The sequence below is a fragment of the Morganella sp. Je.2.23 genome (assembly GCF_051129855.1).
In the GTDB taxonomy this organism is placed as follows: Bacteria; Pseudomonadota; Gammaproteobacteria; order Enterobacterales; family Enterobacteriaceae; genus Morganella; species Morganella sibonii.
This window is the reverse complement of the sequence record NZ_JBCPSQ010000005.1, coordinates 128523-145247: the sequence shown is the minus strand read 5'-3', so window position 1 is coordinate 145247 and position 16725 is coordinate 128523. Positions and strand designations below refer to the sequence as shown.

The 16725-nt window shown below is 50.4% G+C and carries 9 protein-coding genes; 2 read left to right on the top strand and 7 right to left on the bottom strand.

The window, feature by feature from the left end:
- Window positions 1-8 precede the first annotated feature (8 nt).
- The 7 genes from AAZR23_RS15945 to AAZR23_RS15915 form a co-directional block, all read right to left on the bottom strand.
- Window positions 9-1120, bottom strand: a protein-coding gene (locus tag AAZR23_RS15945; RefSeq protein ID WP_434693676.1) for an IS3 family transposase whose coding sequence is annotated in 2 segments (ribosomal slippage) — window positions 9-859 and window positions 859-1120 — 1113 coding nt in all. Because the reading frame shifts where the segments join, the coding sequence is not laid out codon by codon here.
- A gap of 322 nt (window positions 1121-1442) precedes the next feature.
- Complete coding sequence (locus AAZR23_RS15940) at window positions 1443-1748, bottom strand: hypothetical protein (protein ID WP_166708603.1); 306 nt, start codon at window positions 1746-1748, stop codon at window positions 1443-1445.
- Between the two features lie 6 nt (window positions 1749-1754).
- On the bottom strand, window positions 1755-1910 hold the full coding sequence (locus AAZR23_RS15935) for a hypothetical protein (protein WP_431739766.1): 156 nt from the start codon (window positions 1908-1910) through the stop codon (window positions 1755-1757).
- An 8-nt stretch (window positions 1911-1918) separates the two neighbouring features.
- Entirely contained in the window at window positions 1919-2242 is a 324-nt protein-coding gene (locus tag AAZR23_RS15930) for a VENN motif pre-toxin domain-containing protein (RefSeq protein ID WP_208323418.1), read from the bottom strand.
- A 370-nt stretch (window positions 2243-2612) separates the two neighbouring features.
- Complete coding sequence (locus AAZR23_RS15925; protein WP_108655258.1) at window positions 2613-2993, bottom strand: hypothetical protein; 381 nt, start codon at window positions 2991-2993, stop codon at window positions 2613-2615.
- A complete protein-coding gene (locus AAZR23_RS15920; protein WP_434693673.1) occupies window positions 2990-11023 on the bottom strand; it encodes a hemagglutinin repeat-containing protein in 8034 nt (2677 codons plus the stop codon). Before AAZR23_RS15920 ends, AAZR23_RS15925 begins: the two co-directional genes overlap by 4 nt.
- Window positions 11024-11068: 45 nt before the next feature.
- Window positions 11069-12766, bottom strand: coding sequence for a ShlB/FhaC/HecB family hemolysin secretion/activation protein (locus AAZR23_RS15915; protein ID WP_434693670.1), 1698 nt, complete (start codon window positions 12764-12766; stop codon window positions 11069-11071).
- 690 nt (window positions 12767-13456) lie between these two features.
- Here AAZR23_RS15915 and AAZR23_RS15910 point away from each other — a divergent pair.
- On the top strand, window positions 13457-16249 hold the full coding sequence (locus tag AAZR23_RS15910) for an autotransporter outer membrane beta-barrel domain-containing protein (RefSeq protein WP_434693668.1): 2793 nt from the start codon (window positions 13457-13459) through the stop codon (window positions 16247-16249).
- Between the two features lie 207 nt (window positions 16250-16456).
- Complete coding sequence (locus AAZR23_RS15905; protein WP_046894627.1) at window positions 16457-16702, top strand: DUF2543 family protein; 246 nt, start codon at window positions 16457-16459, stop codon at window positions 16700-16702.
- Window positions 16703-16725: the final 23 nt, after the last annotated feature.

Sequence of the window (16725 nt, the reverse complement as noted above, 5' to 3'; positions counted from 1 at the left end):
GACCCGTTTTAGTTCCATGCATTTTTTGAGATCCCGGCTAAATAATGGTGTTGCCGGTATTCCTCCGGCGTCATATTGTTCAGTGATTCATGCGGACGTTCACAGTTATATTCTGATAACCATTTTTCCGTAATTTCCCGTACCTCATTCAGCGTTCTGAACAGATAAAAATCGAGTATTTCTGTACGGTATGTCCGGTTAAAGCGCTCAATGAAAGCATTCTGTGTCGGCTTACCCGGCTGGATAAACTCCAGTTTTACGGCATGTTTCTCTGCCCATTCAGCCAGCGCCAGAGAAATAAATTCAGGGCCGTTATCCATGCGGAGCATGGCCGGATAGCCACGGTTTGCCGCGATCCTGTCGAGTATACGGACCACCCGCAGGGCCGGCAGATTCAGGTCTATTTCAATCGATAATGCCTCACGGTTAAAATCATCAACGACATTGAACGTGCGAAAACGACGGCCACAGACCAGGGCATCATTCATAAAATCGACTGACCAGCTTTGATTCAGTGCTTCCGGCGTGGCCAGTGGCGACGGATTACGTACCGGTAACCGTTGCTTGCCCTTACGGCGGAAATTCAGCTTCAGCAGACAGTAAATACGGTGGATCCTTTTGTGATTCCACGAATATCCCTGCCGCCGCAGGATCCGGAAAAGTTTCGGAAAACCGTATCGCGGATACCGCTCAGTCGCCGCCTGCAACGCAACAATAACGGGTTCATCACGTGTGATATCCGGACGATAATGGTAAACCGTTCTGCTCAGGTTCAGACTCCGGCAGGCCTGACGGATACTGAGTCCGAACGTCGTTATCAGATGAGTGACCAGCTCACGCTTAAAAGCCGGTTTTAAAGCTTTTTTTCGATAACGTCCTTCAGCGCCCGGTTCTCAAGGCTCAGGTCAGCAAACATCTGTTTGAGACGCCGGTTCTCGTCCTCAAGCGCCTTAATCTTTTTAATATCAGACGCCTCCATACCGCCGTATTTGGCTTTCCAGTTATAGTAGGTAGCTTCAGAAACACCGGCTTCCCGGCAGACATCTTTAACAGTTCGTCCGGCTTCAACCGACTTAATCACAGCGATAATCTGATGCTCAGTAAAACGGGCTTTACGCATAGCGCTCTCCTTAGTTGGCAAATTGATTATGCCGGAGGATCTCTAAATGTGAATGGCACGATTATGCGGGATGTTTACATCCGTATCGCGGCTCAGGTCTGCCACGTCCTGTTTCTGGTTCTGGTTTTCCGTGTCGCGGATAATCTATTTGCCGTCTGAGACCGCCGCGTTGCTGCTCTCTTTTTTGTTACCCGCCACAGCAAAGGCATTGCCCGGGTTGGCGATTGACCATGACACCGTTTATTATTGAATTCGGTGACTGCATGAACGATCACCTTTAATGCGGTAGCAATTACACAGAATTATTTACAGGGTTCGCTATTTAGATCAAATCTTCACCATTGAGAAGGACTATTACATTATTTTTACCTAATTCATTCTTTAGCAAACTAGCTATATCGTCTATAGATATAGAAAACGACTTATCATTTGCCGATATATATAAATAAGATTTTGGTATTAAACCAAACTCATTAGATATCTCTATGTCTATAGAGTCCGGAAGAGCAGCCTTAGATAAATAATACTTCCCCGGGAAAATATCAGGGTATTTTACGGTGAAAAAATCCAATTTTTTTTGTAAATCCTTAGTATTATAGCTTGTAAAACAAGTGATTCCTATCGACATAATTTTTCATTTCATCCTCATAACATTACCAGATTTATCAACGATGATAACTTTATCCAGTCCCATTACCGGCCATTTAGTCAATTGCTGCTGTAGTTCAGGAACAGAGACTTTTGTATCCGACATGTTAATCACTACATTGGTTGTTTGTCCGCTTGTCACTTTACGCTTTATTTCACTATATATATTCCGAACATTACCTGACTTAGGTGCATAGTATAGAGAGTAACTAATTTGTCGGTATAAGCATCTTTATCTGATAAATAAATAATATTTTGGGATGCTTCCTTTAGGTTTCTTCCAGCCTTTTGATCTTCAAGTGCTTTGTCTCTTACATCCCGATCATCCGGGCTTAAGAAATTATTCTCAACCGTCGTTTTCCCCGCCTGCGCCGAATTCGCCGCACTCTGCGTATCACCGCCGACCAAACCACCGGCAAGACCCGATGCCAGCGTAGCCCATGCGCTGACATTCTCTTTTTCCTGTTCGGTCAGTTTGTAAGCATCCCGGATAAAACCAATTTTTCTATTATTTTCAGTGGTTAAAGAGCGATTTTCCCAATGCTTTTTTACATTTTAACTCAAAAGTCCCGACGTGCCTTTTGGGTTTTATGAGGCTTTTCTTGAACATGTTTCGTAGTAACGTAAAAACACCGACGACTAAAGAAGAAGTGGTCAAAACCAGACACTATACAGTGGATAACCACCCCTAACCGCGGTAACCCCACGCAACTGACATTAAGCGGTATTAAGCGGTAAGTGGCTAACAGAGATGGGGTTGAGGTAGGAAGCCACTATACCCTCACTCGCCAAGCCGGACAGTTGATTATCCGGCTGGCTGAGGGGGAGTGAGACTATTTCGATATCATGTATAGCGCTCTTTAAGCCTCATCATAGAGCGCTCTATTGTTTCTTTATTCTCTGGATGCTCAGTTATATAACTATCTGTTATAACCTGCATTAACTCAACAAATTTCTGAGGTGAAAGCGTCGAACTTTCATAGTCTCCAAACATAAAACTAACCTCATCAAATTCATCAGGTATATCCCAATCTTGGTCTAATGCATAACCATTACCTTCTGAAGGAGAAAAACCATGCCCTTCACTAGCCGTACTTAAAAATGTGGGGTATGTCATTTTATTTTTTTCTAACGTTTCAAAAATAATATCATATAAATCCCTGCCATTGTTATCATACAGCTCTTTCTTTACATTTATTAACCAATCTAATTTGTCAATAATCATTTTTTATCTCTCGGTGGCATTGTTATAAATGCGTTGTTAATTTCTCCAGTTTTTGCATCTCGAGTTACTTGAAACCAGTAACCATCAACTTGAGCTGAATATTGCCTATAATCTGGATTGTTTTTGAAAAAACTCTCCGCTTTTTGAGAAGCCTTATAGGACATATCGTTAATTTTTGAGTCAGACAATACTGTAGGATCATATGTTGTTTTTGTTTGCTCTGCCTTAAATCCAATTTGCTGACCTCTACCATTAACAGCTGGAATTTGATATTGATACTCCACTAAACCAGGATACTTTTTATCCGTTATAGTTAGATTTATTTTAGCCCCAGTCATTTCAACAGACTCTAGGAATGCATCTTGTTTATGGGCTCCTGAAATAGTTCCTTGTCTGCGATTTAAGACACCTAATTGAGTGTTATGCTCTGCAATTTTATTGGTAAGATTTTCTGGAATTAGTTTATTTATTTCATTAGTCTTATCATAAGGAAATGATGCACCGCTGGATGACTGCGAGGCTGGGTTAGAAGGTGATTTTGATGATAGTGATTTGCTGACCATTTCCGGCGAAACTTTACCGCCCTGCTGCTGCATACTCTTTAACGCGGACAATTCGGATAATTGATTAACAGTAAGTTTCGCTGTAGCTGTACTTCCGGTTATCGCTATTCCTGCAGGTGCCGCATCAGCTCCCAGCATTTCAATAATCCAGACTCCCACCTGGTTTGCACATAAGACCGGATTTTCCGCACAGGTAATTGCACCTGCTTTTGCAGCAGCGATGATTTCAGGCGCAGCAGTTGCCGTATAGTAGCCACCGACAACAGTTGCATACAAAACAACCGCTGTTTTTGCATTCTCTTCGGCAATTTCTCGTTGTTGCAGCTCTATTATTGCCCCTTGGTCACCTGATTCTGCCCTTATTTCAAGCTCATGAACATATGCATCGGTTAATTTATATAACGGGTCATTTGAGTTTTTAAAATCCTCTGAGTAGCTATCAATATCAGGAACCAGCATAACCAAGGAGTTATTTTCAACCGTCGTCTTCCCGGCCTGCGCCGAATTGGCCGCACTCTGCGTATCTCCGCCCACCAGCCCACCGGCAAGACCCGATGCCAGCGTAGCCCATGCGCTGACATTCTCTTTTTCCTGTTCCGTCAGTTCGCCCGGCTGTTTTTTGTAGACAGATTCAGCCAGTATACCGATAGCTTCGCCGGTCATGGCACCGGTGGCCTGTGCGGCGGCGTTTTCGCCTTTGGCCAGTGCCAGCGCCGCGTTGGCGATGCCGTGGGCGATGGTGCGTTTCAGATTGGCGTCGGCGTCATCATCCGGGATCAGGTTTTTGATTTCATTGGCGATAAACGGTGCAGCGCCGTTAGCCAGTGCCGCATTCAGGTCACCGTTCATCAGACCCTGTACCGCTGCGGTGGCTGCCTGCATGGCGCGGGTGTACTTGCCGCCGGTGCCGAAGCCTGATTCCGCTAAGTTTTTCTCAACCTCTTTGTTAAATAACAGTGCACTGATCGCTTCATCGTCAGTTTCTTGACCGTCTGCCGTCAGTGCCGCTCTGGCGTTATCGATATCATCCTTACTGTACTTTCTGATATCAAAGCTTTCCTTCGCTTTTTCTGTGGCTTTGATTTTTGCCTCAGTCCGGGCAATATCAATCACCTGAACACCTATCTCACCAAGCAGTTGCTGCTCTTTCACCCGGTTCTGCTCTTTCTCTTTATCAAATATCTGATTAAGGGCTGAGTGGGCGTTGTCTGTGTCACGGCTCAGGTCTGCCACGTCTTGTTTCTGGTTTTCCGTGTCGCGGATAATCCATTTACCGTCCGAGACCGCCGCATGGGTGGTGTTGCTGCTGCTCTCTTTTTTGTTATCCGCCACAGCCAGTGCACTGCCGAGGTTGGATACCAGGTTACCGCCGACAGCGCCGCCGGAGCTCAGACTGCCGCCCTGGTGCTCCACCTGATATTCCGCTTTGTTTTCCAGATTGTTAAAGCCCAGCGTACCGGTATCGAGGGTGTTTTTGTCTTTATCCGCCGCTGAGGCAATCACCGCGCCGTCAAGCTGCGTGTGTTTGCCGACAGTAACCTCAAAACCCTCTTTTCCGGCATAAATACCCGTCTGGTTCTGTACTGATTCGTATTCACTGTGCATCTTATCGCGGTTTGCCGAGATATTCAGTGAACCGCTGCTCAGACCGATGCTTCCCCCGGCACTGAGACTGGTTTGTTTCGCGTCGTAGTTATCAACCGCCTGCTCACTCTGCAGTGTCAGGTTGCCGCCGGTATTGACGATAACTTTTTCACCCTGTGCCTGTGCGCCTTTCAGTGTGGTGTCGTTGCCGCTGTTAATCGTCAGGGTTTTACCCGCGTTCACCGTGGTATCAGTGGCAAACTGACTGTTGCCTTTCTCGAACCCTTTGCCCTTATTCACGCTGGCGTTAACATTCAGACCGGTACCGCCCGAACCAAAGGTGATGCCCACTCCCACCGAGCCGCCTTTGCTGCTGTTTTTACCGACCACGGTCTGCGTGTTCTGCGCCGAAGTCAGGGCGATGTCATTCTCTGCATTCAGGGTAAGATTGCCGCCCGCCTGCAACTCACTGCCGGTGACGGCGATATTCCCGCTGTCCGGGGTTTTACCGGTGGCGTTAATGGTCAGATTATTCCCCGCACTGACACTGCTGCCCTGTGCCGTGGTCTGCCGGGTGGCCGTTTCGGATGATGAGGAGCTGCTGCCGTAAGACAGATTTACACCAAAGGCGGAGCCCGTATCCCCCTGAACATCGGCCAGACGACCGGCTTCCAGTGCCTGGGCGCCGGATAGTCCTGCCTTGATATTTTGCAGGGCTTTCACGCGGCCGTTTTCCGTTTCTTTTGCGTCATCCGCTGTCTGCACTGCCGTATTCAGTGCGCCGCCTGCGGCACCGCTCAGCGCCAGCGTAAATCCGCTCTGCTTCTGTTCGGTTTTGGTCAGTTCGGTGTGCGTGTTTTCAGCGGCGGTGACCGCAACGGATTGTCCAGAGAGACGGATATCTTTTTTCGCCACCACATCACTGCCGTGAATGGTAAGGTTTTCCCCGGCGGTCAGGCTGACATTTCCTTCGGTGCTGCCCAGCGTGCTGCCTTTGCCGAAACGGCTGTCGCTGTCGGTGGTCTGTTTCATTTCCTGTTTGCCGACGGTAAAACCGATACCGCCGGAACTCATCAGGCCGGATTTTTTCTCCTCGCGCAGATGCGTTTCCTCACGGGCTTCATCCGTGGTGGTGACCGTGATATTTTTCCCGGCCGTGGCGGTCAGGTCGTTATCCGCAATTACCTGACTGCCCTCAACGGTAAGATTATTACCGGCTTTCAGGGTGACGGTATCGCCGCCGAACTGGCTGCTGACCGCATCGGTGCGGTGTACTTCGTCGTGGGTTTCCAGTGATGAGGCGGAGAGCAGACCTTTACTGGTCTGTTTACTGTGCTCAGTCAGGTCAGAAACGTCTTTGCCGGACTGAATGGTAATATCGCGCCCGGCAGTGACCGTCAGGGCATTTTTGGCATCAACCGTTGCGGCGGTGGCGTTCATATCCCGCCCCGCGTTCAGGGAGATATCCCCGCCGTGCAGTTGTGATCCGGTATCTGTCTGCGTGGTGAGGTGACGATAATTATCGTTACCCCAGTCGCCGTTTTCAGTCCGGGTGGTGGTGACGGTATTGAGTGTGATGTCATTCCCGGCGGTAATAGTGGTTTTGCTGTCTTTACCGGTAGCAGCAATATCAGTTGCCGTCAGTGTGACCGAGTCTTTCGCGTTCAGGGTCAGCCTGCCGTTATCCCCCTGCACATAAATGCCCGCGATGCGGTTGAGATGACGGTTATCCGCATCCCCTGCCAGGGTGGTTTCACTGCGGATGTTCTCCGCATTCACAGTCAGGGAATCGCCGCCGATGAGTGTACCGCCGAGGTTATTCAGGTCACGCTGTGCATTAAGCAGCACATCATTACCGCTGACCGTGCCCTGATTGAGAATGTCCCCTGCATTGATGGTCAATGCGTCTTTACTGAGGATAGAGCCGCTGTTAACCAGTTGTCCGTTTACAGTAAATCGGGTGCTCTTACCGGCCAGCAGTGCGCCGTCGCCGGTTAAATCCCCCGGTTTCACCCGGGCATAAACCTGCGGCACGAGGACTTTCTCGGTGCTGCCGTCCGCCAGGGTGATGGTTTTCTCAACCAGCCACACCATGTCGCCGGTCAGCAGTGCCATCTGCTCTGCGGTCAGCGCCACGCCCGGGGTCAGATTATATTTTTTTCCGAAGATGATGCCGTTATCCATCAGCGCTTTGAATTGTTCTTCGTCGTTGCGGTAATTGCCGAGATAACGCTGCCCGGAGAGTGTTACGATCTGGTCAGTAATAAGCTTCTGCTCGTAATAACCATCACCGAGGCGTTTGTGCATCTGACTGTGATCACTGAGCAGCGACTGCTGCATATAATCAGTGCCCAGCCATTTTTTGCGGTTGGTAAAACGCGGGTCAGTTTCCACCAGATACTGACTGTCACTGCCGGGTTTCACATTAAACAGGCTGTTGTCTGGCAGCGTTATCGTGTTATTACCGGTACGGATCACAGTGTCTGCTGTGGTGCCGCCGGTTTCTCCGATCACCGGAACATCAATGATCGCCGGAGCTGTGCGCCCGGAGGTATCCACCGCCTGAATGTCGGTCTGTGCATTCATTTCCCATTTATGCACACCGAGGTCAGTGTCGGTGATCACCGGTGCGGGACGGTAACGGCTGTTATCTCTGCCCTGCGAGGTTTTGGTGCCGCCGATTTTCCGTTTTTTCTTTTTCGCGTACCAGCGGGTCTGTTTCCCGATATCCGTGACGATATGTACCCCTTTGGTGGCAATATTCTGCAAATCACCAATCGTGGTTGTCAGCAGTCCGCCCGCCAGGACACGACTGTCTTTGTTCAGCAGTGTGTCACTGTTAATGGTCAGATCCGCACCGGACTGAATAACACCCGGCTCTGTGGTTACAACCTGCGTATCCTCAATTGTCCGGGTATAGTTATATTCATAAAACTCGTCATTACGGGTTCCGTCCGGCATCACCGCGGTATGAACGCCGTATTTATTTTTACGGCTGGTATCGATATCTTTCCAGTTGAAGCGCTGTGTCTGACCTTTCAGTACGCCCTCATGAATTTTCTGTCTGCCGGTAACCTCAACCCGGGTGACCAGGTTGGTATTGATATTATTGATTTCCCGGATATTCAGCGTCATATTCCCCTGCGATTCCAGGGTGGATCCGAGGTTATTAAACAGGTCAGCACTGCTGGTGGCGCGGTAGTCCGTATCCAGTGTACGACCGATACTGAGCAGTCCCTGACTGTAAATCAGGCTCTGTCCGGTGTTGTTCAGCGTACCGGTGCCGATATTCAGGCTGTTGCGGGCGGCAATCACCGCCGAGCGGGATTTGTCTGCGGCGGCGGAGTTATTGAGGGTATCAGCCTGAAGCGCGATATCATCACCGTAGATCCGTCCGGTGGCGGTATTGTCCAGCGTGTTGGTGCTGATACGGGTATTGACGCCGTCAATCAGTCCGGTGTTGGTGAGGGTGTTTTTAACCGTCAGCGTGGTGTTGTCCGCACTGATTTCCGCATCGCGGTTATTGGTCAGATCTGAGGTTTTAATCGTGACCGCATTGCCGCCCTGAATCAGGGCCTCATTCTGCACACCGTTTTTCACAATCATGGTCAGGCTGCCGTTGGCCTGTACCTTTTTCCGGTTGGTGAACGCATCATTCAGGGACAGTGACATATCCCCTGACGATAACACATCGCCGTCACCGCTGAGGCTGCCACTGCTGACCGTCAGATTCTGACCGGCAATCAGTGTGCCGCCGGTGTTGGTGAGGGTATTGGTGGTCAGCGCCGCGCTTTTATGTCCGGCAACCGTGCCCCGCGTGTTATCCAGTTCACGGGCGGAGAAAGTAAGCTGTTTGCCGCCGCGCAGTTCCCCGTCGCGGTTATCCGTTTTTCCGGTGACGGTCAGTTGTGCCTCAGCACTGCCCTGAAGTTTTCCGCGCTGGTTGCTCAGTGTTTCTGCGCTGAGGGTCAGATGTTGTCCGGCGATCACTCCCTGTGTGTTATCAAGGGTATGCTGTACCGCCAGTGTCAGTGCACCGCTGTCGCGCTGCACCATTTTTCCGTCACGGTGAGACAGGGAATTCATCTCACCGGTAATAGTGCGGGCTGAGGTTTCACTGTTATCCATCTGATAATTTCCGCCTTTCATCATCAGATGACCGTTAGAAACAATCACACCGTTTTGTCCGGTGAAGTCCGGCGTGGTGATACTGACCGTACCGGTTCCGGCATGCTGAATGCGGCCTTTTTGGTTATCAATTCTGTCTGCATTCAGCGTGATATTATTGCTGTTGGCGGCGATCGTGCCGTCTTTATTAATGATCCCGTCTTTGTGGTTCAGTTTCAGATCATCTGTACTGATCTGAATTATCTGCCCCTGTGTGTTATCCAGTTTGCGGGCGGTCAGTTGCAGCGCACCGGCGGTCAGTTTGCCGCTGCGGTTATCAATACCGTCCGGCGCAACTGCGGTCAGCGTACCGGAAGCGGAAACGTCCGCATTTTTCAGGTTCAGTCCGGAGGCGGAGGTCAGCGCCATGTCTTTTGCTGCCGTGCGGCTGTTTTCCAGCGAGATGTCTGCTGCGGTGACCGCCATACGGTCATGTGCCAGTTGCTGTCCGTTAAGGGTGGCACCTTTCGCGGCGGTCAGTGTCATATCGCCGGTCTGTGTCAGCCGCCCGTCTTTATCCGCTCCGGCCGCCATCACGGCACCTTCGGCATTGTTCAGCGCCCGGCTGTCTGAGGTGATATTACGTCCCGCCAGGATCTGTTTTTGGTTATCCGTATCCCCGGCGGTGCTGAGCTGAATATCCCACCCGGCACTGACTGTACCGGTATTGGTGATATTATCAGTCAGTGTCGCTTTCACGTCCGTTGCTGCAGTAATAATACCGCTGTTCTGTAATTTGCCGTCAGCGGACAGGCTCAGTTCACCAACCTGCGCCCCGATAGTGCCCGCATTGCGCACACCGACGCCGTGTTCGGTGCCGACCAGTTTAATTTTATTGCCATACATACCGCCGACCGCCGCGACATCCAGCGCAAACGCAGGTGTAGTGCCGTCAGCCGCTTTTTGTGTCACCACATTACCCTGCGCATCCGTGATGTTGCGCCCGGTGGTGATGGTCAGATCCTGTGCATGCAGTTTGGCATTGACTTCCACCGCACGGCCTATCAGCCGGGTATAGTTGCTCTGCGTATCATTCATGCCCTTGCCGGTAACAGCAATCTGCCCTTTATCGACATCAAAGCCTTTGACCCGGCCCTGTTCCAGTAAAGCTTGTGCAGCAGCCATGGTGGTCTGTCCGGCATTGATAAAACCACAGCCGTTACAGGTGATCCCCGCCGGGTTGGCGATGATCACATCCGCCCGTTTCCCGGCCACTTCGACAAAGCCATTAAGCTGACTCGGATTAGCGCTGTTGACCTCATTGAGGATAATGTTTGCCTCACCTTTGGCCACCCACGGATTGGCGGTGACCAGCCCGCCCAGTTGTGTCTGCGTGTTGACTGCGCTGTTATTGAGGATCGCACCTTTCTGGTCAACATCAAACTGACTGTACTGGTTGCGGGAGACTCCATCACTGTTCGGCGCCTGAATATTGACCTGTGGCGTGCCGTTGGCAGAGGAGATTATGGTCGGCTGCTGATTACCGGGAGCAGAGCCGTCCGCCACAATACCGCCCGCCATCACCGGCAGGGCAATCCAGCCGAGCAACAGCATCATACTGAGCCGCAGCGGGGAAATTACCGCTGTCAGTGAGGTAATGTCCGCGCTGTTCTGTGTGCGGGATTTGTCGCTGCTGTGATTTTTTGCCAGTTCGGATACCACCATCATCATCTGGCGGGCCTTGTTAAAAATAATCCGGTAACAGTGTTTGTTCATAATCTCAGTTCCCTGAAAATCGGGTAATCATCCGTACAGCGGGCATCAGTACTGCCAGCTCACATTAAAATTGAAGACAGCATTGTCAGTTTTAAAGCCGTCCGGTTTCGCAAACGGCGTGCCGACAGAGAAGTCATACGACAGCCCCGCCGGGCTCAACGCTCCGCGCAGGCCGAGCACACCACCCGCGAGTGTCCGGCCGATCAGCCAGTCGCGGTTATGCCCGTCGACACGGCCGTAATCCGCGCCGAGATAGAGCTGCTGCTGCGGCAGCGGCGTGTTCCAGGAGAGGGTGTTGCGGAAATACCAGCCGTCATCACTGCTCAGCGTCCGTTCGCCGTCAAAACCACGGACACTCCAGCGGTTGCCGATAGAAAACTGATCCTGCGGGGTCAGCGGAGTACCGCTGAGCTGGCGCAGGTATTCGCCCTGATACTGAAACTGCTGTTCACCCAGCGCAAAGGGTACAGTCAGAGAGGCTGAGAGCTGTAAGATACGGGAGAGCGCCGTGGCGTAATCGTCACTGCCGGCAGGGCCGTACTCCTCCCAGGCCGGCATCGCGCCGAACCAGCGCGTACCGCGCTGATAACTGACACCCGCATCAAGAACCGATGTCCCGATGTACTGCCGGTGATCCAGCCCGATTTTCCAGGTGCTGGTGCGGCGTTTCTGGTTCTCAATTTCAGTTTCCTGAATATAGTTACGGGTCTGGCGGAGATTCACACCGTAGTTCAGTGAGGTTTTGGCCGTCGCGTCGCGGTACAGCACATTACTGAGCTGTGCATTGAGGGTTTCACTGCGGCCTTTGTAACGCGCGTCGCCGTTGAGCAGTGCCACGGTCTGCACGTAGTCGTACTTACTGCCGGTCAGCGCAAACTGCCAGTAACCGAGCGGTACAGAATAGTGGGCACTGTAGTTGGCGGATTCTTTCCCGCCGGTAAACAGCAGGTCACGGGTAGCGGTCACATAAAACAGGTCACTGAGGGAAAGCGGATTATCCAGTGCGAACATCAGCCCGCCCTGATTTTTCCCGGTACTGTCCGTGCCGGAGTTGTCCACCCAGGCATTGAGCCGCCACATTTTTTTCTGTTTGCGGGTGATAACGATATCACTTTCACCGGGTTCATCACCGGGCACAAGCTCCATTGAGGCTTCCACGGCCGGCAGACGCTGTAAGTTTTCCAGCCCCTGCTCGATGTCCCGCAAATCAAGCACGTTGCCTTCGCGGGCAGGCATGGCGGTGTAAAGAGTGGCGTACTTATCTGAATCATCCGTGAAGCGCACCTGGCGCACACGGCCCGGAACCACAACCAGCGACAATTTCCCCTGTGTCAGATCCTGCTGCGGCGCCAGCACCCGGGTGGTGACCCAGCCGTGGCTGATCAGGCGGTTCTGTATATCGGACATCAGCAGATTAATGCCCTGTACACCAAGGCACTGTCCCGCGCCCTCATTGGCCAGACGCTGTAACGGCAGCCAGTGCGGCAGGGATTCCGTCCCGCTGACTGTCACCTGCTGAATATCAAAGCAGGGTGTTTCCTGCGGAAACGCAAGCTTACCGGCCGGGGCTGCGGGTGCTGCCAGACGAACATCCGGCGCCTTTGCACCAAATTTTTCTTCCAGTGCATCCTGCTGCTGTTGCTGATGGATAAACTGCTGATCACCGGGTGCACTGAAAGCAGAACCGGTCACAAAAATAAGCACCGCGCCGGGTAAGATGCGGTTGGTCACTCTGTTTTTCATATTATTCATAATTAAATAACGGCGCGGAGTATTGCCGGAAAGCGGATGCGGTATTGCACTAAGTAAAATTTTACCGGAGGAAACCGGATGCGGGAAAGTGAAAATACGCACGAATAGTTAAAAAAAGATAATATGTCGCCAATATGAACATCAGGACATTTTACAGTCATATTCAGTGTAAACAGGAAAATGACAGAATACGTCACTAATACTTATATATTAATTCAGTGAAATCAGAAAATTAACTGATGGATACATATATCCCGGTGACGCGGTTAATCCGTACATTTGTGTTTCAGCTGATATCTGCGCACCGGGATACTTCCACCACAACCCGGTACTTTCAATAATAAAACGCGACTGTCAGTCTTCAGGTATACTCTGCGGTTAAATAATTTAATATTCCTCATACCCTCAGATTATTTCCTTACTATTCTTAAATTGTTACACATTAATCTCTCATTACAACAGACATGAGTAGAGGCATTATCCTCTGCGTGATATTTTTTATCCACGGGCTGTATATCCGATATATCACCGGAAGACAGTATTTCCCCGGGTTCCTCATTATTTTATTACCAATTAAAAAATATTATTCCGTTTTATTTCCGGACGATTTTTATATAGCCCGCAACACCATATTAAATCTGATAAATAATTTTAATTCATTTTTATAACCAGGACTTGGATATGACATTTAATAATTCAGTGCTGATTGCACTGTTTTCTGTTTCTTTCAGCGCTTATGCCACGGATACACCGGAACCACCACCACCTTTTCAGTCAGAGGCTGAAACTCCTGATATTAATGCGATTCTCAGTAGTGCGACTGACGGCTGGCCAATCGCAAAGGATAAATGGGACAATAAATACCAGTCTATTATCACCGGTAACCAATATATTAACGGGCAGACATTAACCCGCACCTGGTTTCCCGAGCAGATACTTTATGTCGAGAATAATTCTTACAGCCTGAATAATACGATCGATTCCTTCCAGGCCACATTCAGAAGCGGTAGTGTTGCTATCGGGAATATTGTCAAAGGCGGAATTGCTAATCCGTCTGATCCTTCAAAAATATACCGCGGCTTTATGTCAATGATGGACGATTCCGTAGCGTATAACACAATTGTTGAAAATAACGGAAGCATCAGTCTGAACAATGATGCTAAGGCGTATAACACCACGGTAAATACCGGCGGGAAAATGGTAGTCGGTACGCGGGGCTATGCCCAGGCAATTTTAATCGACGGCGGTTATCTGGAACAATCCGTTACCAGTACCTCAAATACCAAAGATGTCATCGTCGTCAATGGCGGGCAGCATATTATCTATGGCGGCACCGCAACCAACAGCCATATCGGTGGCGGCAGCTATCAGATGAGCAGCGGTAACACGATAGATACCGTGTTGTATAACGGCGCAGTTCAGCAGATCTATGCCGGAAAGGACGGAGTGACCGACAGCAATACAACAATTAACCACGGCGCATTGCAATTTGTTACCCACGGTAATACTGAAGATACCCGTGTTTATGGTACCCAGATTATTACCGGTGTTGACGGCGAATGGCTGAATGGCGAATGGACATCCGATGATGCTTTCCGGATTGATGAGCAGACAGCAAAGAATGCCATTATTTATGAAGGCGGTGTGCAGCGTATTCAGACCGGTGAAGCCATTGATACTCAGGTTTACGGACAGCAGATTGTCAGCGGTAAAAAAGGCGGCTGGACCGGCGGGCAGTGGGTTGAACGGGACGGATGGATTGGCAAAGATCAGGTTGCCACCGGGTCTGTGATCCATCAGGGCGGTCAGCAGATTGTTGAATACTATGCCGATGCGGTTGGTACGCTGGTTAACGGCGGCACACAGCTGGTCAATGAATTTGGTCATATTCAGGATACCACCGTTGAAAATGGCGGTTCATCCTTTATTGCCTATGGCGCATATTCCACCGGTGACCTGAATGTGAATAACGGTTCAGTAACCATGGAGGGCGGCAGCCTTCACAGCTGGACCGGCGCACTGGATGCGAAAGGCGCGTATGTTACCCGCCTTAATCTGGCCGGTGATAATGCGTTCCTGTATCTGAAGCATAATGACACCACCAGTGAATCCGAAGCGACCATTGAAAAACTGACCAACAACGGAACTGTGGTATTCGGCAGCAGCGACGGCAGTGATGCGGGTAAATACAGCCGCCTGCAGATTTCAGATCTGACCGGTTCCGGCACCTTTGTGATGAACACCAATATTAACGGTGGTACCGGTGATTTCCTGAACATCAGCAACAGTATCAGCGGTGAGTTTAATGTCAGAGTGATGGATTCCGGTCAGGAGCTGAAAAGCCGCGGCGGCGTGAATCCGCACCATCTGATTTTTGCTAACGGCAGTGACAGCAACAGTTTTGCGCTGGTGAACGGCAGTGTTGACCTCGGTGCTTATAAATATTACCTGGTACAGGGTGATGAGCAGGACAGTGATAACTGGTATTTATCGCCGAAAGCAAATGAACCGGCACCAAATCCGGACCCGGGTCCTGATCCGGAACCAAAACCGGAACCGGAGCCTGAAATCTCCGAGAGCGGTAAAAACGCCATCGCAATGGCAAACGTAACGCCGACTATCTGGAACAGCGAATTATCCACACTGAGAACCCGCCTGGGTGATCTGCGTGATAACCGGACTGCGCAGGATGGTGTGTGGGGTAAATATATCGGCAGCCGTAACCGTATCTCAACCGGCAATGTCGGTTACACCCAGGATATGAACGGACTGATGCTGGGCAGCGACCACGCGATTGTGCTGGATAACAGCCGCCTGCTGATCGGCGGAATGTTCTCCTACACGCATTCTGAACTGGATGCCCGCACCAGTGACGGTAAAGTGGACAGCCTGGGTCTTGGTGTTTACACCACCTGGATGCATAACAGCGGCTACTATGTGGACGGCGTGCTGAAAGCCAACCATTTCAGAACCAAAAACAGCGCGCAGTTTAATGACGGCAAAACCACTGCCAAAGATAACACCAACGGTATCGGTTTCTCTGTGGAAGGCGGTAAACACATCACAGCGGGCAGTTACTTTATCGAGCCTTATGTACTGGGATCTTACTTCCGCGGCGAAAAAACGGACTACCGTTTCAGCAGCGATATGAAAGTGAAAGCTGATGCTGCTGAATCTGTGAAAGGTGAAATCGGTACCACATTCGGTAAAACGTTTATCACTGAAAACGGCGGACTGATTAAACCTTACGCCCGTCTGGCAGTCAGCCACGAGTTTAAAAAGAACAACGGCGTGGTGATCAATGACACCGAATCATTCAGCAACGATATGTCCGGAACCGTCGGTAAATACGGTGTGGGTCTGACAGCGCAGATGAATAATCAGTGGTCGGCCTATGCAGAGTTCAACTATGCCAAAGGCAGCCATGTGGAAACACCTTACAGCGGCAACCTGGGTATCCGTTACAGCTTCTGATAACACAGCGGAAATAACAAAACCGGCTCTGTGACAAGACCCCCGATAATAATCGGGGGTCTTTTTTTATGTCTGAATCCGGACATAAAAACAGAGACGCTGTTTTATTCAGCGATCGGACACCGGGCCTGGTGCGAAAAAGAAGCCGGATCAGATACAATGGGACAATACCAACCACTGACACCGGCGTTAGCCCCGGAGGGATTTATGGAAAATATAGTACCGGATAAATACTATGACATCGCGGATGAGTATGCGCTGGAATCGGAAGAACCGGTTGAAGAGCAGGAGTACGACGGGCTGGCGCACTATTTCCAGTTGCTGATCACCTGTCTGACGAACGGCGAAGAAATCAGTGAGGATGCTCAGAAAAAGATGGCGGCTGAAGCCGGTATCAATAAACAGCGTATCGATGATATCGCAGAGTTTCTTAACCGCTGGGGTAACGATTAAATCTCTGTTGCCGCCGGACACAA